Consider the following 22,992-nt stretch of genomic DNA (forward strand, 5'->3'; position numbering starts at 1 on the left):
CGGGCTCATCACTTACCGCCTCCGAGGAGCTGCTGGACGGCCGGGTCGGTGAGGCCGAGGAGGGCCGCGGGCCACAGTCCCGCGAGGACGGTGAGGACGGCCAGGGGGGTCCAGGCCGCGTATTCGTAGCGCGCGAGGTCGGGGATGACGGGGAGGCGCGGCGCGGCGGCGGGGCGCCCGGTGGCGGGCCGGGTGTCCGGCGCGCCCTGGTGGCCTGCGGCTGCTTCGGCGTCGGTGGCGGTGCCCTCCTCGACCGCGGCGGTGGACTCCGCGATGTCCGGGGTGCTGCCCATGCAGACGCGGCGGACGACGAGCAGCAGGTAGGCGGCGGTCAGCAGGGTGCCGATGCCGGCCAGCACCATGAACGTCAGGAAGGCGGGGCGGCTCAGTCCTGCGGCCGGCTGGAAGGCGCCGAACATGGCGAGCATCTCGCCCCAGAAACCGGCGAGTCCTGGGATGCCGAGGGAGGCGACGGCGGCGAACGCGAGCAGGCCGCCGAAGCGGGGCGCCTTGCCGTAGAGAGCGGCGCCCGTGGAGCCTGCCAGGGTGTCGATGTCGGTGCTGCCGTAGCGGTCCTTGAGGGCGCCGACCAGGAAGAAGAGCAGGCCGGTGATCAGGCCGTGGGCGATGTTGGCGAACAGCGCGCCGTTGACGCCGGTGGGGGTCATGCTGGCGATGCCGAGCAGGACGAAGCCCATGTGGCCGACGGAGCTGTAGGCGATCAGCCGTTTGAGGTCGCCCTTGGCGCCCTTGCGGACGAGGGCGAGGCAGGCGAGCGACCCGTAGACGATGCCGATGGCGGCGAGGGCCGCGAGGTACGGCGCGAAGGTGTGCATGCCTTCGGGAGTGATCGGCAGCGCGATCCGCACGAAGCCGTACGTACCCATCTTCAGCAGCACGCCGGCCAGCAGCACGGAGCCGACGGTGGGGGCCGCGGTGTGCGCGTCCGGCAGCCAGCTGTGCAGCGGCCACAGCGGGGACTTGACGGCGAGTCCGATGCCGATCGCGAGCACAGCGACAAGCTGGACGGTGTGGCTGAGCTGGGACTTCGGGCCGTTGTCAGTGGCGAGTGCCACCATGTCGAACGTGCCGGATTTCACGCCGATGAGGAGGAGGCCGAGGAGCATCACGACCGAGCCGAGCAGCGTGTAGAGGATGAACTTCCAAGCCGCCGCCTGCCTCTGCGCACCGCCCCAGCGGGCGATGAGGAAGTACATCGGGATGAGGACCATCTCGAAGGCCAGGAAGAACAGCACCAGGTCGAGGACGGCGAAGGTGGCGAGGGTGCCGGACTCCAGGAGGAGCAGCAGGGCGACAAATGCCTTGGGTGACGGGCCCGCAGGCATCTTGAAGTAGCTGTAGAGCGCGCAGAGGAAGGTCAGCAGCGCGGTCAGGACGACAAGGGGGAACGAGATGCCGTCGACGCCGAGATGGATGCGGATGTCGAGCGCCGGGATCCAGCTGATGTCGGTGGTGGCCTGCATTCGGGCCGGGTGGTCGTGGTCGAAGCCGATCGCCAGCGCGATGGCCGCGGCGAGGACGACGCCGGTGACGGTGACGCCGTGGCGCAGGACGGCCTGGTCGGGACCGCGGCCCCGCAGGCCGGGAGGAGCGGGCAGCAGGGCGCCCGCCGCGCCCAGGAGGGGGAGCACGATGAGGGCCGCGAGGAGGATCTGCATAGCGGTGTGATTCATGGCTCAGGCTCCCGTGCCCGTAGCGACGAGGACGGCGGCGACGGCCAGCAGGAGCGAGCCCGCGAGCAGCGCGCCGAGGTAGGTCTGCACGTTGCCGGTCTGGGCGCGGCGGACGGCGGCCCCCAGCCAGCGGGGTGCGGTCCCGGCGGCGCGGACGTAGGTGTCGACGACCTCGCGGTCGAGGAAGCGGACGAGCGTGGCGGCGGCCTGTACGGGCCGGACGAACAGCGTCGTGTAGACGGTGTCCAGGTGGAAGCCGGCGGCGGCGTGCCGGTGCAGCGGGCCGAGCAGGAGCCGGCCGGGGTCGGCCGGGTCGGCGGCGCCCGCGATGTGGCCGTAGGCCGGGGTGTGGGTGGCGATGGCCGCTTCCTCGGAGACGGCCGGGGCGGCGTCCGGGGCGACGGCGACCGCGCCGATGGGGGTGCGGGCGGCCATCGCGGTGGTGTGCCGCCAGGTCGCGTAGGTGACCAGGCCGCCGACGAGGGCGATGCCGGTGCCCAGGACGGAGGTGGTGAGGGTCGGGGTGAGGGAGCGTCCGTCGAACCAGTCGGGCAGGAAGGGGGCGGCCAGGCCGAAGGCGGCGGTGGGGATGAAGAGGACCCACAGCACGGCGTTCATGGCGACCGGCCGGGGGCCGTGGTCCGGTACTTCGGGCCCGCTTCCCCGGAAGGCCAGCAGCCACAGGCGGGTGGCGTAGCCGGCGGTGAGGAGGGCGGCGATCAGTCCGGAGATCAGCACCGTCCAGCCGGCGGCGCCGGGGATGCCGTGTGCACCGCCGGTGGCGGCGTGCTCGGCGGCGCCCAGGACGGCTTCCTTGGAGAAGAAGCCGGCGAACGGCGGGATGGCGGCGAGGGCGAGCAGCGCGACGGTGACGGTCCAGTAGGCGTCGGGGATGCGCCGGGCGAGGCCGCCCATGCGGGACATGGCGGCCAGCGAGTTGGTGCCGGCGGCGTGGATGATCACGCCGGCGCCGAGGAAGAGCAGGGCCTTGAAAGCGCCGTGCGACAGGAGGTGGAAGACGGCGGCGCCGCGGTCGCCGACGGCCAGTGCGCCGGTCATGTAGCCGAGCTGGCCGACGGTCGAATAGGCCAGTACACGCTTGATGTCGTCCTGGGCCAGGGCGGCCAGACCGGAGCCGATCATGGTGATCGCGGCCATGACGGCGAGGACCACAAGTGCCGCGGCGGAGGCGGCGAAGACGGGGAGGAGACGGGCCACGACATAGACACCGGCGGCCACCATCGTCGCGGCGTGGATGAGCGCCGAGACGGGGGTCGGGCCGGCCATCGCGTCCGGCAGCCAGGTGTGCAGCGGGAACTGCGCCGACTTGCCCGCGACACCGGCCAGCAGCAGCAGGGCGATCAGCGTCGGGTGGTCCAGGCCGTCCCTGGTCACCGAGCTGAGGATGCCGGTGATGCGGAAGGTGCCGGTGTCGGCGGCCAGCGCGAAGATGCCGAAGAGGAAGGGGACGTCGCCGAGCTTGGTGACGAGGAACGCCTTGAGGGAGGCGGCGCGGGCGGCCTCGGTCTCCCAGTAGTGGCCGACGAGGAAGTACGAGCAGATGCCCATGACTTCCCAGCCGACCAGCAGCACCATCAGGTCGCCTGTGTAGACGACCAGCAGCATCGCGGAGGTGAAGAGCGAGACCAGAGCGGCGTAGGAGGGGTAGCGCGGGTCGTCGCGCAGATAGCCGGTGGAGTAGATCTGCACGCAGGTCGCGACGACGCCGACGAGGACGGCGATCAGCGCGGCGAAGCCGTCGACGTGCAGGGCCAGGTCGATCGGGACGGAGCCGGTCGGGGTGAGCCGGGTGGCGACGTCGGTGGCCGCGCCGCCGCCCTGGCCGACGGCGACGGCGACCGCGAGCGCGGCGGCGGCGAGCGTCGGCAGGATGGCCAGCGGCCGGACGAAGCCGGGCGCGCGCCGGCCGAGGAGCAGGCCCGCGACCGCCCCGAGGAACGGCAGGAGAGGGACGAGGACGGCGGTGGTCGTGAGCGTCACGCGGTGGCCTCCGCCTTGGTGTCCGGCTGCGGCTGCTGCGGAACGGCGGCGTCCGCGTCGCCCGGTGTCTCGGCGAGGTCGCGCAGCCGGTCGATGTCTGCGGTGCCGCGGTTGCGGTGTACGAGCAGCACGATCGCCAGGCCGATGCCGATCTCGGCGGCGGCGACGGCGATGGTGAAGAGGGTCAGCGCCTGGCCTGCGTGCAGGGTGTCGCGCAGCCAGACGTCGAAGGCGACGAGGTTGAGGTTGACGGCGTTGAGCATCAGCTCGACGGACATCAGCATCAGGATCGCGTTGCGGCGGGCGAGCACGCCGTACAGACCGGTGCAGAAGAGGAGGACGGCGAGGACGGCCGGGTAGGCGAGATGCATCAGCGCTGCTCCTCTCGCGGGGCGCGGGCCGTGGGTGCGGCGGGGGCCGCGGCGGCCGACGGCGCGTCGGTCTTCCTGCGGGACAGCACGATCGCGCCGACCAGCGCGGCAAGCAGCAGGACGGACAGCGCTTCGAAGGGCAGCACCCAGTACTGGAAGAGGGTGCGCCCGGAGGCTTCGGTGCTGCCCTGGGCGGCGCCGCCCAGGTTGATCCACGTGGCACGGAAGGCGTCGACGACCACCCACACCAGGGCCGCCGCCGAAGCGAAGGCGACGGCGAGGGCGGCCCAGCGGTTGCCCGAATCGGCGTCCGGGGAACGGCCGATGGGCGCCTTGGTCAGCATCAGCCCGAAGAGGAGGAGGACGACGACGGAACCGACGTAGATCAGCACCTGCACCCAGGCGATGAACTCCGCCGTCAGCAGCAGGTACTCGACGGCGATGCCGCCGAGGGCGACGACCAGCCACAGGGCGGCGTGCACCAGCTGCCGGGTGGTGACCGTGATCAGGGCAGCGCCGAACGTGACGAGGCCGACGAGGACGAACGCGATCTCCACACCGGACGGCGTCAGGAAGCCGTGGCTTGCGGCGGCGAGCGTCACGATCCCTCCTCGGGGGGCGCGGCGGCCTGTGCCTCGGCCTCCTGGGCGGCGAGCTTGTCGGCCGCCTTACGGGCGGCGGCGATTTCCTTGGGTTCCTCGGCCGCCGGGTCGAGCGCGGGCGGTTCGGGCACGGTCCACATCCACTCGCGGAGCTTGTCGCGCTCGTGGGTCAGCTCGTGGATGTCCGTCTCGGCGTACTCGAACTCCGGTGACCAGAAGAGCGCGTCGAACGGGCAGACCTCGATGCAGATACCGCAGTACATGCAGAGCGAGAAGTCGATGGCGAAGCGGTCGAGGACGTTGCGGCTGCGCTCGCGGCCTCCGGGGGCGGCCGGCGGCACCGTCTCCTTGTGGGAGTCGATGTAGATGCACCAGTCAGGGCACTCGCGGGCGCACAGCATGCAGACCGTGCAGTTCTCCTCGAACAGCCCGATGACACCGCGGGTGCGCGGCGCGAGGTCGGGCTGGGTGTCGGGGTACTGCGCGGTGACCGTCCGCTTCGTCATGGTCCGGAGGGTGACGGCCAGGCCCTTCGCCAGGCCGGAACCGGGGAATCCGGACGAGTGGCGGTGCTGCTTGTCCGCGGCCATCAGGAGATCACCACCTTGATGACGCCGGTGAGGGCGATCTGAGCGAGGGCGAGCGGGATCAGAGCGGTCCAGGCGAGCTTCTGCAGCTGGTCCTCACGCAGCCGCGGGTAGGTGACCCGCAGCCAGATGACGCCGAAGGCGAGGACCACGGTCTTCAGCAGCATCCACAGCCAGCCGAGGCCGTCGGCGCCGAACGGGCCGTGCCAGCCGCCGAGGAAGAGGACCGAGGTCAGGGCGCAGAGCACGACGATGCCCGCGTACTCGGCGAGCAGGAAGAGCGCGAACCGCAGCCCGGTGTACTCGGTGTACGCGCCGAAGATGATCTCCGAGTCGGCGACCGGCATGTCGAACGGCGGCCGTTGCAGCTCGGCGAGGCCGGCCACGAAGAAGACCACTCCGCCGACGATCTGCCACGGCACCCACCACCAGTGGAAGCCGTCCAGGATGCCGGGCAGCGAGAGTGTGCCGGCCGCCATCGCGACCGAAGCCGCGGCGAGCAGCATCGGCAGTTCGTACGCGAGCAGCTGGGCGGCCGTGCGCAGGCCGCCGAGCAGCGAGAACTTATTGGCCGACGCCCAGCCCGCCATGATCGAGCCGAGCACGCCGACGCCCATCACGGCGAGCACGAAGAAGATGCCCGCGTCGATGTCGCGTCCGACGGTGTGCGGCCCGAGCGGGACGGCGGCGAGCACCAGGAGGTACGGCAGCAGGGCGACGGCAGGCGCGAGCTGGAAGACCCGCCGGTCGGCGCCCGCCGGGACGATGTCCTCCTTCTGCGCGAACTTCACGCCGTCGGCGACCAGTTGCGCCCAGCCGTGGAACCCGCCCGCATACATCGGCCCGAGACGGCCCTGCATGTGGGCCATGACCTTGTGCTCGGTCTGCCCGATGACCAGGGGGAAGACGAGGAAGGCGACGAAGACGGCGAGCAGGCGCACCACGATGTCGACAAGGTCGCTCATGGGGTGTCACCTCCTCCTGCCGGGTTCTGCTTCCGGTCCTGGGCCTGGTCAGGGGCCGGGGCCTTGCCCTGCTCCTCGGGGGCTTCGTCCGTGGGGGCTTCGTCCGTGGGGGCGGCGTCCTTCGGGGCGGCGTCCTCCGGAGCCCGTTGCGGATCGCTCGGTTCCGGTCCCGAGGCGTCCCCTGCCGGTTTCGCCTCGCTTCCTGCCGGTTTCGTCTCGGCCGCTGCCGGTTTCGCCTCGGCCCGCTCCGGTTCGGCGGATGCCGGGCGCGCGTGGTGCCAGGGGGCGTCCCCGGTCGTCGCTTCCTTGGCCGGGGCCTTCGCGGGGGCGGGAGCCGCCTTCGCCGCGTCGGGAGCCGCCGTCGCCTCCGGCGTCTTCGCCACGTCCGGCGTCGCCGTCGCCTCGGCCGTCTTCGCCTCGGCCGTCGCCTCGGTCGTCTTCGCCGCGTCCGCCGCCTGCTGGCTGGCCGAGCCCGCGCTCGCCGAGCGGGTGCGCCGCGCCGGGCGCTCCCCCGCAGCCGCCACTCCGGCACCGCCTGCCGCACGGGCACCACCGGCCGCACGGGCGCCTCCCGCCGCACGCGCACCGCGTGCCGGGCGGGCCGGAGCCGGCGGCAACTGGCCCTTCAGCGGGCCCCATTCGTTCGGGTCGGGGACGCCGGGCGGCAGCATCTGCCGCCGCTTCGGGCCACCGTGCTCGGATTCGCCCGGCTCCTTGGCACCCGGCCACGCCTTGGCGACCCGCGCCGCCAGCACGAAGTCCTTGCGCAGCGGGTGGCCCTCAAAGCTGTCCGGGAGCAGCAGCGGCACGAGGTGCGGGTGGCCGGTGAAGTCCACGCCGAACATCTCGTGCGTCTCGCGCTCGTGCCAGGCAGCGCCCGCGTACACGTCGATGGCGGTGGGCAGCGCGGCGTCCTCGTGCGGCACGGTCGTACGGACCAGCAGCCGGCGGACGCTTCCCGGGCGGGACACGTCCGCCACGTGTGCGCAGACGCGGAAGCCGGTGCCGGGCTCGTCGACGGCGCTCAGCCAGTCGAAGTAGCGGCAGCCGAGGTCGTCGCGTGCGGCGGTCAGCGCGGCGGTCCAGGCGTCGGCCGGGACGTCCACGGTCAGCAGGTCGTACGCCAGCTCCGCGGTGGCTCCCGGGCCGAAGAGGTGGCTCGCGGGCCGCGGCAGCCAGCCGACCAGGGGCTCTTCGGACTGCCCCGCCGTCTCCGTCTCGTCCTGCTCCGGCGTCTCGGGCTGCTGCTCACTCATCGCGGCTCCTCCCCCGGTGTGCCGTCGGCGGGCGCCGGGGGTGCCACCAGGCCGCTGCGCAGCGCGGCCACCGAGGGCCCTGCCTGCCGTGCGCCGGAGCCGGTGGCGTACCGCTCGCCCAGCGACTCGCGCGCGATCTTCTCCTGAAGCTTGAGGATGCCCTGGAGCAGCGCCTCCGGGCGCGGCGGGCAGCCCGGTACGTAGACGTCCACCGGGATGATCTGGTCGACGCCCTTGGTGACCGAGTACGAGTCCCAGTAGGGGCCGCCGCAGTTGGAGCAGGCGCCGAAGGAGATCACGTACTTCGGCTCGGGCATCTGCTCGTACAGCCGCTTGACGGCGGGCGCCATCTTGTCGGTGACCGTGCCGGAGACGACCATCAGGTCGGCCTGGCGCGGTCCTGGCGCGAACGGGATGACGCCGAGCCGGATGAAGTCGTGCCGCGCCATGGACGCGGCGATGAATTCGATGGCGCAGCAGGCGAGGCCGAAGTTGAAGACCCACAGGCTGTAGCGGCGGCCCCAGTTGAGGACCACCTTCATCGGTTCGGGCGCGAGGCGGGCCAGCGTACCCAGGCGGCGCGGGGTCGGCAGGTACTCCGGGGCGGGGCCCTCGGGGCCGTTCGCCTGGCCGTCGGATGCGGGGGTCACGTCCATTCCAGGACGCCCTTCTTCCATGCGTAGAGCAGGCCGACGGTGAGGAAGCCGAGGAAGATGAACATCTCCACGAGCGTGACGCCGCCGAAACCGGGGGCGGCGAAGACCGTCGCCCAGGGGAACAGGAAGATCGAGTCGACGGCGAAGATGACGTAGAGGAAGGCGTAGACGTAGTAGCGGACCTGGGTGTGCGCCCAGCCCTCACCGACCGGATCCACGCCGCATTCGTACGTCAGCAGCTTCTCGGGGGTCGGCACCACGGGCCGCAGCAGCCGCCCCGCCCCGAACGCCACGGCAACGAAGAGGACACCGACGACGGCGACGAGGCCGACGAACGAGTACCCCTGGAAATAGTCCGCGGCGCTGATGGTGCGCACGGTCGTGTCGTCCGGCACGTCCGCCCCTCGCTCCCTGACTGCGCTTGTTCAACGACTTCGACGATCTGTATGCACGAAGTCTAGACGAGCTGACCCCCTGCACCTTGGGCCGCCCGAGGGACGGGACGGTGGGTGTCCGGTCGGCGGACGCGGTGGATTGCCGCCAGGAGAACCGGCCCTGTCGTCACCGGGGGTGCCCGTACGCGCCACCGGGGCCGGAGCCGGCCGGGGTGTGGCCGGTGTACACCGGCGGTGCGGGCGGGGCCGATGCTCCCGGAGGTGTCCCCCCGGCCGGGCCGTGCTGTCCGGGAGCCGCGGGCCGGCCGCGGGACACCGCGCGGTTCATCACCTCGCCCGCGATCCGCGCCGCGGCCTTCAGCGTCCGCTCCCCGAGGAGTTCGGTGCGTATGGCGCCGCCGGCCGCGAGGTGCCGGTCGTACGGGAGCGGCAGCACCGCCGCGCCGCCGGTGCCCAGATGTTCGGCGGCCCGCCGCAGGTCGAGTGCCGTATCGGGCGCACCGTGGCTGAGCACCACGACGGTCGTCGGCAGGATCCCGCGGTGCAGGCCGCCCACCCAGTCCAGCACGGCGCGGGTGGCCACCACGCCCTCCGGGGTGGCCGGCGAGACCAGCACCCTGGCCTGCGTGGTCACCAGTGCCGTGCGCGCCACCTCGGCGGGCAGCGTCTCGCAGTCCACGACGGTGGTCGCGAAGTACCGGCGCAGCGAGGTCATCACGATCCGGTACGTATCGAGATCGAGGCGGGTGCCGATCGCGCCCTGGCTGCCGGGCAGCAGCCAGCCGCCGCCCGGGAACGGCAGCAGATATCCCGTCAGGTCCGTGATCAGCATCGACGGGTCGACGATCTGCGCCAGGTCGGTGCCCGACCAGCGGACCTCCGTCGCGCCGAGCCGGTGCGGCAGCGTGCCGAGCGCCGGGTCGGCCTCGACGGCGAGCACCGGGTCGGCACGGTAGTGCGCGTAGGTCAGCGCCAGCAGGGCGGCGACGGTGGACTTGCCCGCGCCGCCCCGGATGCTGGACACCGCGATCTGGCGGCCGGTGGTGACGGGCTGCTGGATCGCGTACGCGGTCTCGGTGGCGGCGGCCGTCTCCGCGGCGGGCGAGGACGCGAGGGCCCGCCGCACGGCACGCCCCGCCCGCTGCACGACGGACTCGCCGTGCCGCGCCTTGGCCCGCAGCGCGTCCAGATCGGGCGGCAGCAGCGGCACGGAGACGGGGGTGGGGGACGAGGTGTGGACGCGGACTCCCGGGGCGGAGCGGTAGGCGGGGGCCTGGGGTGCGGGGGTGGGCGGCGTGCCGTAAGTGGGTGGCGTGCCGTAAGTGTCGGGTGTGGCCTGGGGGGCCGGCATGGCCTGAGGGGTCGGCGTGGCTCGGGTGACCGGCACGGCCTGGGTGGAAGGCGGCGGCATGGCGGGGCCGGGGACCGGTGGCTGCGGGAGCGGGACTTGCTGCCCGGGGTCCGGGGCGCCGGGGGTGGCGGCCACCGGAACGGGCGTCCCGATCGGCGGCTGCGGCGCGTACGGCGCGGCAAGCGGCTGCGGAGCGGGCGGCTCCGTAGCCGACGACGGCGTGGGCGGCGGCGCACCCAGGGGCGGCGCCGCAACCGGCGGCGGGTCGAAAGGCGAGCGTGTCTCCCGCACCGCCCGCTCCGTCTCCCCCGCCTGCTCCTCCCGCACCATCCGCTCCTGCGTCTCCGGTCCCGCCGCAGGCCCGGCCGTCTCGTGGCCTTCTGACATGGGTTGCTCCGCCGCCCTTCCGGCTCAGAACGTCTGCAGCAGCCGGCTGTAGACCCCGAACGCGCCGAACGCGACCGGGAACAGCGCCACCACACCGACGGACTCGACGAGGTTCATCACACGGCGCAGCCGCACCCGTATGTGCTCGGGCACCCGTATCGCGAGCGCCGCCAACGGCAGCACCGCCAGGAGGCTCAGCGCCACCAGCGCCCCCATGGGGTCGTCGGAAGCCGCCGCCCACCGGAGCACCAGCCCGGCACCCACCGCCGTACCGGCCGCCAGCAGGGCGATGACCTCCGGCGCCAGGGGATAGGCACGGGCCCGGGAGAACAGCAGCAGGCACACCAGCAGCGCGGCGGCCGTCGCCCACCCGTCATCCGCGCCGGCCGCCAGGATTCCCGCCGCGCCCGCCGATACGGCCACGGCCACCGTGGCGAGCGCGAGACCGCGATGGGTCGCGCCGAGCGCCGTCGCCACCCGGTGCCGGCTCACCGGGGTGCCGCCCGAGCGCTGGTCGTCGAGCCGGGTCAGGCCGGCCGCCGTCAGCGCGAGCCGGGGCAGATGTCCCAGGACCAGGACCGACACCACGCCGAGCGCAACTCCCGTACGGGGCACGTCGGTCAGCGCGAGGACGGCCTCCCAGACGCCGACGGCGAGCCCGACCGCCGCCGCGCCGATGAGGCCGCCGCGGCCGAGTCCCGTGCAGCGGCCGAGCAGCGCGAGGGCGGCGGCGACGGTCAGCCCCGCCGCGGCCAGCCGCGCCGGGCCCGCCGAGGTGGCCTGCCACGACGCGAGCACGCCGACGGCACCGGCCAGCACCAGCAACGCGACCGCGAGCGGTCGCCGTTCGAGCAGCCCGCACACCGCGCCGGCCGCCGCGGCGAGCACTCCGGCGACGCCGAGCCAGAGCGCGGCGTGCGCCGGCCCGTACCAACCGGCCGCGCACACACCGGCGGTCAGCGCCAGCAGCACGCTCGCGGCGCCCGCCGTCCACGTCCGGCTCAGGTCGCCCCAGCGCCAGGCGCGGACGTCCAGAGCGTCCGGCACCTCATCGACCGCGTCGTCCGCGACCTGCGCGCCCGCATCCGTATGCACGCTCACCATGCCGACGCCGCCCCTGTGTCGCTGCCGGAAGGCGCCACGGGACGGCTGTCGTCCCGGAGCCCGCGCCGCCGCGCGGAAGCCGGATCCGGCTTCCTGCGGTCGTCATCCCGCGCCATCGTCCCTCCCCCGCACCGTTCCCTACTGCAACACGATACGGGGCCACTCCGACACCCCCGTCACCCTCGGGCTGCGGAACTTCCGCATACCCGCCGCCTCGCCGCCAACGGGCACAGAGGCGGCCAACACCCGGCAAGAAGGGGGCAATCACCCAGGTACGGAATTCTCCGTCACGTCCATGGATCTCCGGAGAACGGCCGGGGTCCGCCCGGCGCACATCCTTTGCACCACAGAACCGGCAGGCCGTCCGGTGCCGCAAGGTAGGGAAAACCCCACCCCCGCCACCCCACGTCCCCCATGGCCCCGAAGCCCCCGGCCCGGCAGGCTTGGCTGTATGAGCGACAGATCCCAGGTCAGTACCGGCGCCGATGTCCAGGAGGGCGCGCCGCCTCCGCCGCCGCGGGCGCCGCTCAGCGGCTGGACCTGGCGGGAGATCGGGTACCTGCTGGCCAACTTTCCGCTGGGGGTGTTCGCGTTCGTCGTCGTGATGGTGTGGCTGGTGCTGGGCATCGGTCTTTCGGTCACGGTGATCGGGCTGCCGCTGCTGGCCGTGGGGCTGTTGGTGTGCCGGCAGTACGGGAGACTGGAGCGCGCGCGGGCGCGGGTGCTGCTCGGCGTGCGGGTGCCGGAGCCGAGCCCGCCGCGGCCCCGGGAGGACGGCTTCTTCCCGTGGCTGTGGGTGCGGCTGACGGATCCGGTCGCCTGGCGGCACGCGCTGTTCGCGGTGGTCAGGCTGCCGTGGGCCGTCCTGACCTTCGCCGTCGTCCTCGCCTCGCTCTTCGTGGGCTGGCCCGCGCTGCCGTGGGTGGCGCGCTGGCTGTCGAACGTGGACCGGGCGATGGTGCGCGGGCTGCTGTCGCCGTCCGACGAGTTGGAGCGGCGGATCGCCGAGCTGGAGTCGGACCGGATGACGGTGACGGACACGGCGGCGGCCGATCTGCGGCGGATCGAGCGGGATCTGCACGACGGCGCGCAGGCCAGGCTGGTGGCGCTGGCCATGGGCCTCGGTCTTGCCAAGGAGAAGCTGCGGGAGGGCCAGGCCGACGAGAGCGTGGCGGTGATGGTGGACGAGGCGCACGGCGAGGTGAAGCTGGCGCTCCAGGAGCTGCGGGATCTGGCCCGCGGCATCCATCCGGCGATCCTCACCGACCGCGGGCTCGGCCCGGCGCTGCTCTCGCTGGGCGGGCGCTGCACGGTGCCGGTGACGACCTCGGTCGAGCTGCCGGAGCGTCCGGTCGCCGCCATCGAGGGCATCGCCTATTTCACCGTCTCCGAGCTGCTGCAGAACATCTCCAAGCACAGTGCGGCGCGGTCGGCTTCGGTCGAGGTGTGGCGGTCCGGCGGGCGGCTGCTGATCCGGGTGGAGGACGACGGGCGGGGCGGTGCCCGGCTGGACGGCGGGAGCGGGATGGCCGGGCTCGCGGAGCGGCTGGAGTCGGTGGACGGGCTGTTCGTGCTGGATTCGCCCGAGGGCGGGCCGACGCGGGTGACGGCGGAGCTGCCGTGGCGCGGGCGGCGGTGAGCGGACGTCTCGCGGGGGTGGGGAAAACCCCCGGCGAAGACTGCGAGGAGCCTCATGGTGTCCGGCGCGTGGTCCGGAGAGTCTTGAGATGAGGGGGAGCGCGGTCCCGGCAGGTCGGGCGGCTCCGGCCGGTGAGGCTTCGACGGCGCACCGGTGATCACGTCGCCGGATACGGCAGAACGGAAACGAAACGATGGATTCCGCATACGCCCCGCAGGCTTCCGCCTCCCGCGTGCCGATCGGGCTGCGTGCGCCGTTCTCGGGACGCACCTGGCGGGAGTTCCTCTACCTCCTCATCAGCCTCCCCATCGCCGTCGTGATGTTCACGTACGCGACGGCGGTGATCTCGCTCGGCACCGGCCTGCTGGTGACATTCCTGGGGATCCCGGTGTTCGCGGGCGGGCTGGCCGGCGCCCGCGGTCTCGGCGGCATGGAGCGGGCGCGCGCCCGCGCGCTGCTGGGGGTGCGGGTGGCCGACCCGGCGCCGCTGCGCGCGGCCAAGCCCGGCCTGATGCCGTGGGTCGGCAGTGTCCTCAAGAGCGGGGCCTCCTGGCGCCACCTGCTCTACTGCATGCTGCACTTCCCGTGGGCGGTGTTCTCCTTCGTCTTCTCCCTGACGTTCTGGGTGCTCGGCTGGGGGCTGCTGGCCTACCCGCTGTGGCACTGGGTGTTCCCCGCCTACGTCGGCCAGCCGGGAATCCAGATGTGGGGCGACGGCGCGGGCCACGGCTTCTACCTCTCGTCGTCCGCCGGAATCTGGGGCACCAGCGGGATCGGGCTGCTGATGGTGTTCGCCGGGCCGTGGGTGATCCACGGTCTGACGCAGCTCGACCGGGTCATGGTCCACGGCCTGCTCGGCCCCTCGGCGCTGGCCAGCCGGGTGTCGGAGCTGGAGACCGACCGCGGCGTGGTGGTCGACACCGCAGCCGCCGACCTGCGGCGCATCGAGCGGGATCTGCACGACGGCGCGCAGGCCAGGCTGGTGGCGCTGGCCATGGATCTGGGTCTTGCCAAGGAGAAGCTGGCGAAGGACCCGGAGGCCGCCGCGCGGATGGTGGACGAGGCGCACGGCGAGGTGAAGACCGCACTCCAGGAACTGCGGGACCTGGCCCGCGGCATCCACCCGGCGATCCTCACCGACCGCGGGCTCGGCCCGGCCCTGTCGGCGCTCGCCGCGCGCTGCACCGTGCCGGTGACGGTGACGGTGGATCTGGACCGCAGGCCCGCCGCCGCGATCGAGGGCACCGCGTACTTCACCGTCTCCGAACTCCTGCAGAACGTCTCCAAGCACGCCCGCGCGAGCAGCGCCACGGTGGACGTCTGGCGCACCGAGAACCGGATCGTCCTGCTGGTCACGGACGACGGCAGGGGCGGCGCCGGCACGGCCGCAGGCAGCGGCCTGGCCGGTCTCGCCGACCGTCTCGCCGCCGTCGACGGCCTCCTGGCCATCGACTCCCCGAACGGCGGCCCGACCTCCGTCACCGCCGAACTGCCCTGGCGGTCCTAGCCCGTACGGGCAGGCCGTCGGCGGGCCGGTATCCCCTTCGCACGCCCCGCCCCGCGCTCCTTTCCTCCCTCGTCTCCCCGTCCGCTCCTCCCTCCGCGTCCGAATGCTGGGATGCTGGGGTCTTGAGGGCGGCCAGGACGGCGTCCCGGAGGGCGCAGAGCGCCGGGTGGGGTTCGATGATGCGGGGGGTTGTGAGCGTGGAGGACACAGTGCGGGTGGTCATCGCCGAGGATTCGGTGCTGCTCAGGGAGGGGCTGACGCGGCTGCTGACCGACCGCGGGCACGAGGTCGTGGCCGGGGTGGGGGACGCCGACGCGCTGATCAAGGTGATCGGCGAGCTGGCCGACGCCGGTGCGCTGCCCGACGTGGTGGTGGCGGACGTGCGGATGCCGCCGACCCACACCGACGAGGGGGTGCGCGCCTCGATCCAGCTGCGCCGCGCGCATCCGGATCTGGGGGTGCTGGTGCTCTCGCAGTACGTCGAGGAGCAGTACGCGACGGAGCTGCTGGCCGGTTCGAGCCGGGGCATCGGCTATCTGCTCAAGGACCGGGTCGCGGAGGTGCGGGAGTTCGCCGACGCGGTGGTGCGGGTCGCCGAAGGGGGTACCGCGCTGGATCCTGAGGTGGTCGCGCAGCTGCTCGGCCGCAGCCGCAAGCAGGACGTGCTGGAACGGCTGACGCCGCGGGAGCGCGAGGTGCTGGGGCTGATGGCCGAGGGGCGGACGAACTCGGCGGTCGCCCGGCAGCTGGTGGTCAGCGACGGCGCGGTGGAGAAGCACGTCAGCAACATCTTCCTGAAGCTGGGCCTGTCGCCGAGTGACGGGGATCACCGCCGGGTGCTCGCCGTGCTGACCTATCTCAACTCCTGAGAATCTGACGTGGCGTCGGACGCGCAGGCCGGAGCCCTTTCGGCCAGGACCCAGGACCTTGGTCCTAGAACCTTTTGAGGAGTCGGGAGCGCTGGGGAGAAGGAGAGGAAAAAGCAGCTATTCCGTGACAATCTCCACCGGAATGTCGTCTCATGAAGAAGTCCATCATGTGATCGACCCAGGGAAGGTGACCCTTACCCCCGTACGATGGCGAGGGGACCACCGGTCGGCACGACACGTCCCGAGCCCTGCCGCAAGGCGGGGAGCCTTACGCCTCTAGGGAGGTCCGAAGCAGTGACCAGCCAGGTCAACAGCACAGCCGAGCAGGCCGACGGAGCGCTTGTCGGGGAACAGCGCACTACCGGTGACAGCGGCGGAGGTAAGGAAGTCCGGCGCCTCGACCGGGTGATCATCCGGTTTGCGGGCGACTCCGGTGACGGTATGCAGCTCACCGGCGACCGGTTCACGTCCGAGACCGCGTCGTTCGGTAATGACTTGTCGACGCTGCCGAATTTCCCTGCCGAGATCCGGGCACCCGCCGGCACTCTGCCCGGTGTTTCCAGTTTTCAGCTGCATTTCGCCGATCACGACATTCTTACTCCCGGGGATGCGCCGGACGTTTTGGTGGCGATGAATCCGGCGGCGCTGAAGGCGAATCTCGCCGACGTCCCGCGCGGCGCGGACATCATCGTCAACACCGATGAGTTCACCAAGCGCCCGATGGCGAAGGTGGGGTACGCGACCAGCCCGCTGGAGGACGGGTCGCTGGAGGCTTACCACGTTCACCCGGTGCCGCTGACGACGCTGACGATCGAGGCGCTGAAGGAGTTCGGCCTGTCCCGCAAGGAGGCCGAGCGCAGCAAGAACATGTTCGCGCTCGGCCTGCTGTCGTGGATGTACCACCGTCCGACGGAGGGCACCGAGAAGTTCCTGCGGGCGAAGTTCGCGAAGAAGCCGGACATCGCCGAGGCCAACGTGGCGGCGTTCCGCGCGGGCTGGAACTTCGGTGAGACGACGGAGGACTTCGCCACGTCCTACGAGGTCGCCCCGGCGACGACGGCGTTCCCGGCCGGCACCTACCGCAACATCTCCGGCAACCTGGCGCTGTCCTACGGGCTGATCGCCGCGGCCCGCCAGGCGGACCTGCCGCTGTACCTCGGCTCGTACCCGATCACTCCGGCGTCCGACATCCTGCACGAGCTGTCCAAGCACAAGAACTTCGGCGTGCGCACGTTCCAGGCGGAGGACGAGATCGCCGGGATCGGCGCCGCGCTGGGCGCCGCGTTCGGCGGTGCGCTGGCGGTGACGACGACGTCGGGCCCCGGTGTGGCGCTGAAGTCGGAGACCATCGGCCTGGCCGTCAGCCTCGAACTGCCGCTGCTGATCGTGGACATCCAGCGCGGCGGCCCCTCGACGGGCCTGCCGACCAAGACCGAGCAGGCCGACCTGCTCCAGGCGATGTACGGCCGCAACGGCGAGGCCCCGGTGCCGATCGTGGCGCCCCGCACCCCGGCCGACTGCTTCGACGCGGCCCTGGACGCCGCCCGGATCGCCCTCACCTACCGCACGCCGGTCTTCCTGCTCTCCGACGGCTACCTCGCCAACGGCTCCGAGCCCTGGCGGATCCCCGACGTCGCGGACCTGCCGGACCTGAGCGTCCAGTTCGCCTCCGGGCCCAACCACCAACTGGCCGACGGCACCGAGGTGTTCTGGCCCTACAAGCGCGACGAAGCCACCCTCGCCCGCCCCTGGGCGGTGCCGGGAACGCCGGGCCTCGAACACCGCATCGGCGGCATCGAGAAGCAGGACGGCACCGGCAACATCTCCTACGACCCCGCCAACCACGACTTCATGGTCCGCACCCGGCAGGCCAAGACCGACGGCGTCGACGTCCCCGCCGTCGAGGTCGACGACGTCTCCGGCAACGCCAAGGTCCTCGTCCTGGGCTGGGGTTCGACGTACGGGCCGATCACCGCGGCCGTCCGGCGGGTGCGCAACGCCGGCGGGCAGATCGCCCAGGCCCACCTGCGTCACCTCAACCCCTTCCCCGCCAACCTCGGCGAGGTCCTGGCCCGTTACGACCGGGTGGTCGTGCCGGAGATGAACCTCGGGCAGCTCGCCACCCTGCTGCGCGCCAAGTACCTCGTCGACGCGCGCTCGTACACCCAGGTCAGCGGAATGCCGTTCAAGGCCGAGCAGCTCGCGGAGGTCTTCCAGGAGGCCATCAAGGAGGCCGTCAATGACTGAGACGATCGCACAGGGGCCCACCCAGCCGACCGCCCTGTCGCTGGTGCCCAAGGCCGAGGCCAAGCAGTCCATGAAGGACTTCAAGTCCGACCAGGAAGTGCGCTGGTGCCCCGGCTGCGGCGACTACGCCGTCCTCGCCGCCGTCCAGGGCTTCATGCCCGAACTCGGCCTGGCGAAGGAGAACATCGTCTTCGTCTCCGGCATCGGCTGCTCCTCCCGCTTCCCGTACTACATGAACACCTACGGGATGCACTCCATCCACGGCCGCGCCCCGTCCATCGCCACCGGTCTGGCCACCTCGCGCCGCGACCTGTCCGTATGGGTGGTCACCGGCGACGGCGACGCGCTGTCCATCGGCGGCAACCACCTCATCCACGCGCTGCGCCGCAACGTCAACCTCAAGATCCTGCTGTTCAACAACCGGATCTACGGCCTGACCAAGGGCCAGTACAGCCCCACGTCCGAAGCCGGCAAGATCACCAAGTCGACGCCGATGGGGTCGCTCGACGCGCCGTTCAACCCGGTCTCGCTGGCACTCGGCGCCGAGGCGTCCTTCGTGGCCCGCACGGTCGACTCCGACCGCAAGCACCTCACCTCGGTGCTGCGCGAGGCGGCGGCCCACCCCGGTACGGCGCTGGTGGAGATCTACCAGAACTGCAACATCTTCAACGACGGCGCCTTCGATGTGCTCAAGGACAAGGAGAAGGCCGAGGAGGCCGTCATCCGCCTGGAGCACGGCCGGCCGATCCGCTTCGGCCCCCTCGCCCCCGACGGCCTCGGCTCCAAGGGCGTGGTCCGCGACCCGGCCACCGGCGACCTCAAGGTCATCGACGTACGGGAGGAGGGCGCCGGTGGCGTGCTGGTCCACGACGCGCACAGCCCCTCCCCCACCACCGCCTTCGCCCTGTCCCGCCTCGCCGACCCCGACACACTCCACCACACCCCCATCGGGGTGCTCCGCAGCACCGAACGCCCCGTCTACGACACCCTCATGGCGGACCAGCTCGACACCGCCACCGAGCAGCAGGGCAAGGGCGACCTCGGCCGACTGCTCGCGGGCAACGACACCTGGACGGTCGTCGGCTGACACCCGCTCCACGGGCCCCTCCCGGACGGCCCGCCTGTCATGACCGTATGGCGATACGCGCATGACAGGCGGGCCGTCCGGCGTTACCTTCACAGGGTCGTTGTCGAGGCAGCACCGGGAGGGCCGCCCCTTGGACGCTCGAAGCACGCAGCGCACCGGACTCGCCTACGGCTTCGCCGCCTACGGCATGTGGGGCCTGCTGCCGCTCTACTGGCACCTGCTGGACGCCGCTTCGCCGGCCGAGATCCTGGCCCACCGCATGGTGTGGTCGCTGCCCGTCGCCCTGGTCATCCTGGCCGCGCTGCGCCGCTGGTCGTGGGTGAGGCCGCTGCTGCGGCAGCCCCGGCGGCTGGGGCTGATCCTGCTGAGCGCGACCGTCATCTCGGTCAACTGGTTCCTGTACATCTGGGCCGTCAACACCGGGCACGTCCTGGAGGCTTCGCTCGGCTACTTCATCAACCCGCTGGTCAGCATCGCGTTCGGGGTGCTGGTGCTGCGTGAGCGGCTGCGTCCGTTGCAGTGGGCGGCGGTGGGTGTCGGCGCCCTCGCGGTCGTCGTGATGGCCGTCGCGTACGGCAGGGTGCCCTGGATCTCGCTCGTCCTGGCGTTCACGTTCGCGACGTACGGCCTGGTCAAGAAGGGCATCAAGCTCGACGGTGTGGCCGGATTCAGCGCGGAGACGGCGATCCAGTTCCTGCCCGCGCTGGGCTTCCTGCTCTTCCTCGGCGGGCGCGGGCAGTCCAGCTTCGTCAACGACGGGACCGGTCCCGCGCTGCTGCTCGCGGGCTGCGGGATCGCGACCGCGGTGCCGCTGATCGCCTTCGGCGCGTCGGCGGTACGGCTGCCGCTGACCACGCTCGGGATGATCCAGTACCTGGCGCCGACCTTCCAGTTCCTGCTGGGTCTCGTGGTCTTCCACGAGGCGATGCCTCCGGAGCGCTGGGCCGGGTTCGCGCTGGTGTGGCTGGCGCTCGTGGTACTGACCTGGGACGCGCTGCGGACCGCGGGCAAGGGGCGCGCCGCGCTGGCCGCCGCGGCGACGCGGGCCGGCGAGACGGCGGCCGATGAGGCCGCGGCGCTGGCGGCCAGGGACACCGCGGTACCGGGGCGGCCGGCCGGCCAGGAGGACGTGCGGCCCGCCGGGGGCGGCACCGTCTGACCCCACCGGTGCCGCCTGTTCCCCGTGGGTGCCGTGCCGCACCACAGGAGGCGCCGTACCGGCCGGTGATGCGGCAGGTACGGCGCCTCCGGGGCGCAGGGGCGGCCGGTCGCTAGCGGTGGCGCCGCGGCGCACCCTGCGCGGGTGGGGGCGTCACTTGGCGGAGCCTGCCGCGTTGGCCGCGTTCACCAGCGCCTGCTTGTCGACGGCGCCGACGTAGACCGAGCCGTCGTCGGTCATCAGGGCGTTGACCAGGCGGGTGCTGAAGACCCGGCCGGAGCCGAAGTCGCCGGTCACCTTGTCGCCGATGCTGTCGAGGAACGACGCGGCGGCGCCGCCCTCCTTGCCGGACGGCAGACCGGACCCGGAGCCCTTGATCGTGGCGATGGACGTCCAGCCCTTGCCGACCACGTCGAACCCGCCCAGGCCCTGGGGCCCCTTGGCGCCCTGGGATCCCTTGAAGCCCTTGGGGAGGCCGTCGGCGTGCTGCTTGTCGCCGTCGACGACCTTGGCGCCCTTGGGAGGCGTGAAGGCGAACGTGGCGGCGGCGGGCTTGCCGAAGTCGACCTCGGTGAAGCCGGCCTCGACGGCAGCCGCTCCGCCGCTCTTGGGCGTGAGGGTGAACTTCAGCGGCACGCCGTTCCCTGCGTCCACCGCGATCCGGATCGCGCCGACCGTCGACGCGGACTGCTTCGGCTTGATCACCAGCTGGTACGCGTCCCGCCCTGCGACCTTCGCGGTGCCGTCGACGGTGACCGACGTGGTGTCACCCGCCGCCTTGAGCGCCTCCTTGGCCAGCTCCTGCGGGGTGGCGTGCTCCAGGCCCTTCGGCAGGTCCTTGGATCCGCCGTGCTGCCCGGCCTGCTCGCCGTTCCCGGCGCTGCGGCTGTGCACGGCGGTGTTGCTGCCGCCGTCGTACGCCCAGACCTCCTGGCCGTTGTGGACGAGGCTGTACTCGGCGGACCTGTCGACGATCGACACCCGCTGCCGTTCCGGGCCGTCGGCGGCCACCTTCAGCGTGTGCGTACCGGACGCCAGCTCCATCAGCTTGCTCTGCGGGGAGGCCGACGCGCCGTCGCCCTTCGCGCCGCCTTCGCCGGCCGCGCCGCCGAGGCCACCGGGCAGGGACGGCAGCCCCAGATCGGTGCTGATGCGGAAGGTGCCGGACAGCTGCTGGGTGTCCGATGCGGCGATCTTGGCGATCAGCTGCTGCGCCGAGATCTCCGGCAGGTCGGGGGAACCGGATCCGGCGAACGCCGGGACCAGCCCGATCGTCGCCGCCGCCACCCCCGCCACCGCGACCGGCACTCCGTACCGCACCGCCTTACGGCGCTTCGTCGAGCGCTCCCCGTCCGCGTACCGGTCGTCGGCGACCTCTGTCGGTTCGTTCCGTGGCATGTGCCCTACCTCCGTCGTGAGCGGCGGTTTCCGCGCTGCGCACTCGTCCGCCCCTGGGCCCCGGTAGGGGGCCTTCCGCCGCGTTGTGGTGCGTTCCATCCCATCAAAACGGCCGGGATCGCGCGTCAACCAGGGGGAGCAACTCGTCCTCCCCCTGGGGGATGACGTCCGATCACCCCGGGGGCGGTTCCGTACACCGGGAGAGTGATCGCTCCCTAGGGGACGACGGATGGAGGGTGCCGGCCCGGAACGGTCAGCTCCGGGCGCCGCCGCTCATCCGGCGCGGTGCACCACCGCGTCGCACAGGCTCTCCAGCGCGGTCTTGGCCATGCAGTCCGGCAGCGGCGCCAGCGCGGCGCGGGCCTCCTCGGCATAGCGCACGGTGTCCCGGCGGGCCTGTTCCAGCGCCGGGTGGGCGCGCAGCCGCGCCAGGGCGTCGGCGTGCCGTGTGTCGTCGGTGAGGTCGCCGGCCAGCAGCTCGCACAGCGCGCGGTCATCGGCGGTGCCCGCCTCGCTCTCGGCGCGGGCCCGCAGGTGCAGCACCGGCAGCGTCGGGATGCCCTCGCGCAGGTCCGTACCGGGGGTCTTGCCCGATTCGTGCGAGTCGCTGGCGATGTCCAGGACGTCGTCGGCCAGCTGGAAAGCGGTGCCGAGCCGCTCGCCGTACTGGGTGAGGATGCTGACCGTCGACTCGTCGGCGCCCGACATCATCGCGCCGAAGCGGCAGGCGACGGCGACCAGCGAGCCGGTCTTGCCCGCGAGGACGTCCAGGTAGTGGTCGATGGGGTCGCGGCCGTCGCGCGGGCCCGCGGTCTCCAGGATCTGGCCGGTCACCAGGCGCTCGAACGCCTCGGCCTGGATACGGACCGCGTCGGGCCCGAGGTCGGCCAGGATGTGCGAAGCGCGGGCGAAGAGGAAGTCGCCGGTGAGGACGGCGAGGGAGTTGCCCCAGCGGGCGTTGGCGCTGGCCACCCCGCGGCGCACGTCCGCCTCGTCCATCACGTCGTCGTGGTAGAGCGTCGCCAGATGCGTCAGCTCCACGACCACGGCCGACGGCACCACGCCGGGGGTGTACGGATCACCGAATTGGGCGGCCAGCATCACCAGCAGCGGCCGGAACCGCTTACCTCCTGCACGCACGAGGTGCTGCGCGGACTCGGTGATGAACGGCACGTCGCTTTTGGTGGCCTCCAGCAGGCCCTCCTCGACAGCCGCCAACCCGGCCTGGACATCGGCCTCAAGAGCCTGGTCCCGCACGCTCAGCCCGAAGGGCCCGACGACGGTCACGAGGGGTACTCCTGTCTGCTGACGATCAAACGGATTGTCGATCTGTCGCTGTCTCCACCGTTGGCCAGCGTATCCGGTCCCAGTTCGATCACCGTGAGCGCCCGTCCCCCGAACCACCTCGGAAGTCGGCCGACCCTCCGCCCGGTATGTTCTTGATCACCCTTTGTGAAGGTTTTGCTAGAGGGGCGGCGGAAGAACAGCAGCACCCGCACTCCCAGGAGTCACTCCCGTCACCGGAAAACCCGACACCCGCGAGGGTCACCGCGTCACCCACGAGGGCCACGCGCACTTCGGCCATCCTTCACTTCGGCCATCCTCGCGGACGGCTTCCCCGCTGCGCGTGCGGTCGGCGTCATGGGAGGGGGCGGCACGGGCGCGGACGGGGGTTTTCCACAGGCCGCACGTGGGGTGGCGGGGCGGTCGTACTCTG

Annotated in this window: 19 protein-coding genes; 6 read left to right on the forward strand and 13 right to left on the reverse strand. The window is 72.3% G+C overall.

What is annotated here, in order from left to right; translation table 11 throughout:
* Nucleotides 1-8: 8 nt before the first annotated feature.
* The 11 genes from ACGFNI_RS14420 to ACGFNI_RS14470 all read right to left on the reverse strand — a co-directional run bounded on the left by ACGFNI_RS14420 (nucleotide 9) and on the right by ACGFNI_RS14470 (nucleotide 11,369).
* Complete coding sequence (locus ACGFNI_RS14420; protein WP_393683658.1) at nucleotides 9-1,694, reverse strand: NuoM family protein; 1,686 nt, start codon at nucleotides 1,692-1,694, stop codon at nucleotides 9-11.
* A 3-nt stretch (nucleotides 1,695-1,697) separates the two neighbouring features.
* Nucleotides 1,698-3,695: an NADH-quinone oxidoreductase subunit L gene (locus ACGFNI_RS14425; RefSeq protein ID WP_393683660.1), complete on the reverse strand. Its 1,998-nt coding sequence runs from the start codon at nucleotides 3,693-3,695 to the stop codon at nucleotides 1,698-1,700.
* Nucleotides 3,692-4,066, reverse strand: a complete 375-nt coding sequence (gene nuoK, locus ACGFNI_RS14430) for an NADH-quinone oxidoreductase subunit NuoK (protein WP_393683662.1) — start codon at nucleotides 4,064-4,066, stop codon at nucleotides 3,692-3,694. Before nuoK ends, ACGFNI_RS14425 begins: the two co-directional genes overlap by 4 nt.
* Nucleotides 4,066-4,668 (reverse strand): NADH-quinone oxidoreductase subunit J, encoded by a 603-nt coding sequence (locus tag ACGFNI_RS14435; RefSeq protein ID WP_393683664.1) that lies wholly within the window; start codon nucleotides 4,666-4,668, stop codon nucleotides 4,066-4,068. The genes nuoK and ACGFNI_RS14435 overlap by 1 nt, the downstream gene beginning before the upstream one ends.
* Nucleotides 4,665-5,258 (reverse strand): NuoI/complex I 23 kDa subunit family protein, encoded by a 594-nt coding sequence (locus ACGFNI_RS14440; protein ID WP_393683666.1) that lies wholly within the window; start codon nucleotides 5,256-5,258, stop codon nucleotides 4,665-4,667. The genes ACGFNI_RS14435 and ACGFNI_RS14440 overlap by 4 nt, the downstream gene beginning before the upstream one ends.
* Nucleotides 5,258-6,220, reverse strand: a complete 963-nt coding sequence (locus ACGFNI_RS14445) for an NADH-quinone oxidoreductase subunit H (RefSeq protein ID WP_393683668.1) — start codon at nucleotides 6,218-6,220, stop codon at nucleotides 5,258-5,260. The genes ACGFNI_RS14440 and ACGFNI_RS14445 overlap by 1 nt, the downstream gene beginning before the upstream one ends.
* The gene (locus tag ACGFNI_RS14450; protein WP_393683670.1) at nucleotides 6,217-7,476 is read right to left on the reverse strand and encodes an NADH-quinone oxidoreductase subunit C; all 1,260 of its coding nucleotides are present in this window, start codon (nucleotides 7,474-7,476) and stop codon (nucleotides 6,217-6,219) included. Before ACGFNI_RS14450 ends, ACGFNI_RS14445 begins: the two co-directional genes overlap by 4 nt.
* Nucleotides 7,473-8,132: an NADH-quinone oxidoreductase subunit B gene (locus ACGFNI_RS14455; RefSeq protein ID WP_393683672.1), complete on the reverse strand. Its 660-nt coding sequence runs from the start codon at nucleotides 8,130-8,132 to the stop codon at nucleotides 7,473-7,475. The genes ACGFNI_RS14450 and ACGFNI_RS14455 overlap by 4 nt, the downstream gene beginning before the upstream one ends.
* Complete coding sequence (locus tag ACGFNI_RS14460) at nucleotides 8,123-8,527, reverse strand: NADH-quinone oxidoreductase subunit A (RefSeq protein ID WP_393683674.1); 405 nt, start codon at nucleotides 8,525-8,527, stop codon at nucleotides 8,123-8,125. The genes ACGFNI_RS14455 and ACGFNI_RS14460 overlap by 10 nt, the downstream gene beginning before the upstream one ends.
* Nucleotides 8,528-8,693: 166 nt before the next feature.
* Nucleotides 8,694-10,265: a hypothetical protein gene (locus tag ACGFNI_RS14465; protein WP_393683676.1), complete on the reverse strand. Its 1,572-nt coding sequence runs from the start codon at nucleotides 10,263-10,265 to the stop codon at nucleotides 8,694-8,696.
* 24 nt (nucleotides 10,266-10,289) lie between these two features.
* Nucleotides 10,290-11,369 (reverse strand): secretion protein snm4, encoded by a 1,080-nt coding sequence (locus ACGFNI_RS14470; protein WP_393683678.1) that lies wholly within the window; start codon nucleotides 11,367-11,369, stop codon nucleotides 10,290-10,292.
* Between the two features lie 451 nt (nucleotides 11,370-11,820).
* On the opposite strand from ACGFNI_RS14470, the gene ACGFNI_RS14475 reads away from it, so the two are divergent.
* From ACGFNI_RS14475 to rarD, 6 genes are all read left to right on the forward strand, one after another.
* Nucleotides 11,821-13,008: a sensor histidine kinase gene (locus tag ACGFNI_RS14475; RefSeq protein WP_393683680.1), complete on the forward strand. Its 1,188-nt coding sequence runs from the start codon at nucleotides 11,821-11,823 to the stop codon at nucleotides 13,006-13,008.
* Nucleotides 13,009-13,201: 193 nt separating this feature from the next.
* Nucleotides 13,202-14,515 carry a sensor histidine kinase gene (locus ACGFNI_RS14480; RefSeq protein WP_393683682.1) on the forward strand — a complete coding sequence of 438 codons (1,314 nt, stop codon included), beginning with the start codon at nucleotides 13,202-13,204 and terminating at the stop codon, nucleotides 14,513-14,515.
* Nucleotides 14,516-14,724: 209 nt separating this feature from the next.
* Nucleotides 14,725-15,384 (forward strand): LuxR C-terminal-related transcriptional regulator, encoded by a 660-nt coding sequence (locus ACGFNI_RS14485; RefSeq protein WP_393683892.1) that lies wholly within the window; start codon nucleotides 14,725-14,727, stop codon nucleotides 15,382-15,384.
* A gap of 294 nt (nucleotides 15,385-15,678) precedes the next feature.
* On the forward strand, nucleotides 15,679-17,631 hold the full coding sequence (locus ACGFNI_RS14490; protein WP_393683684.1) for a 2-oxoacid:acceptor oxidoreductase subunit alpha: 1,953 nt from the start codon (nucleotides 15,679-15,681) through the stop codon (nucleotides 17,629-17,631).
* Complete coding sequence (locus ACGFNI_RS14495; protein WP_393683686.1) at nucleotides 17,624-18,718, forward strand: 2-oxoacid:ferredoxin oxidoreductase subunit beta; 1,095 nt, start codon at nucleotides 17,624-17,626, stop codon at nucleotides 18,716-18,718. Before ACGFNI_RS14490 ends, ACGFNI_RS14495 begins: the two co-directional genes overlap by 8 nt.
* A 130-nt stretch (nucleotides 18,719-18,848) precedes the next feature.
* Nucleotides 18,849-19,877: an EamA family transporter RarD gene (rarD, locus tag ACGFNI_RS14500; protein ID WP_393683688.1), complete on the forward strand. Its 1,029-nt coding sequence runs from the start codon at nucleotides 18,849-18,851 to the stop codon at nucleotides 19,875-19,877.
* A 153-nt stretch (nucleotides 19,878-20,030) separates the two neighbouring features.
* Here the strand turns inward: rarD and ACGFNI_RS14505 are convergent, their stop codons facing one another.
* Both ACGFNI_RS14505 and ACGFNI_RS14510 read right to left on the reverse strand, forming a co-directional pair.
* On the reverse strand, nucleotides 20,031-21,275 hold the full coding sequence (locus tag ACGFNI_RS14505; protein WP_393683690.1) for an outer membrane lipoprotein carrier protein LolA: 1,245 nt from the start codon (nucleotides 21,273-21,275) through the stop codon (nucleotides 20,031-20,033).
* 273 nt (nucleotides 21,276-21,548) lie between these two features.
* Nucleotides 21,549-22,562 (reverse strand): polyprenyl synthetase family protein, encoded by a 1,014-nt coding sequence (locus tag ACGFNI_RS14510; RefSeq protein WP_393683692.1) that lies wholly within the window; start codon nucleotides 22,560-22,562, stop codon nucleotides 21,549-21,551.
* Nucleotides 22,563-22,992: the final 430 nt, after the last annotated feature.

Origin of the sequence: Streptomyces sp. NPDC048644, assembly GCF_043199105.1 — a bacterium.
Classification (GTDB): Bacteria; Actinomycetota; Actinomycetes; order Streptomycetales; family Streptomycetaceae; genus Streptomyces.

What these genes read in the sequence shown, in the direction of transcription:
- ACGFNI_RS14420 (WP_393683658.1), bottom strand. Translation starts at nt 1,694, where the DNA reads ATGAATCACACCGCTATGCAGATCCTCCTCGCGGCCCTCATCGTGCTC.
- nuoK (WP_393683662.1), bottom strand. Translation starts at nt 4,066, where the DNA reads ATGCATCTCGCCTACCCGGCCGTCCTCGCCGTCCTCCTCTTCTGCACC.
- ACGFNI_RS14440 (WP_393683666.1), bottom strand. Translation starts at nt 5,258, where the DNA reads ATGGCCGCGGACAAGCAGCACCGCCACTCGTCCGGATTCCCCGGTTCC.
- ACGFNI_RS14445 (WP_393683668.1), bottom strand. Translation starts at nt 6,220, where the DNA reads ATGAGCGACCTTGTCGACATCGTGGTGCGCCTGCTCGCCGTCTTCGTC.
- ACGFNI_RS14450 (WP_393683670.1), bottom strand. Translation starts at nt 7,476, where the DNA reads ATGAGTGAGCAGCAGCCCGAGACGCCGGAGCAGGACGAGACGGAGACG.
- ACGFNI_RS14455 (WP_393683672.1), bottom strand. Translation starts at nt 8,132, where the DNA reads ATGGACGTGACCCCCGCATCCGACGGCCAGGCGAACGGCCCCGAGGGC.
- ACGFNI_RS14465 (WP_393683676.1), bottom strand. Translation starts at nt 10,265, where the DNA reads ATGTCAGAAGGCCACGAGACGGCCGGGCCTGCGGCGGGACCGGAGACG.
- ACGFNI_RS14470 (WP_393683678.1), bottom strand. Translation starts at nt 11,369, where the DNA reads ATGGTGAGCGTGCATACGGATGCGGGCGCGCAGGTCGCGGACGACGCG.
- ACGFNI_RS14475 (WP_393683680.1), top strand. Translation starts at nt 11,821, where the DNA reads ATGAGCGACAGATCCCAGGTCAGTACCGGCGCCGATGTCCAGGAGGGC.
- ACGFNI_RS14480 (WP_393683682.1), top strand. Translation starts at nt 13,202, where the DNA reads ATGGATTCCGCATACGCCCCGCAGGCTTCCGCCTCCCGCGTGCCGATC.
- ACGFNI_RS14495 (WP_393683686.1), top strand. Translation starts at nt 17,624, where the DNA reads ATGACTGAGACGATCGCACAGGGGCCCACCCAGCCGACCGCCCTGTCG.
- ACGFNI_RS14505 (WP_393683690.1), bottom strand. Translation starts at nt 21,275, where the DNA reads ATGCCACGGAACGAACCGACAGAGGTCGCCGACGACCGGTACGCGGAC.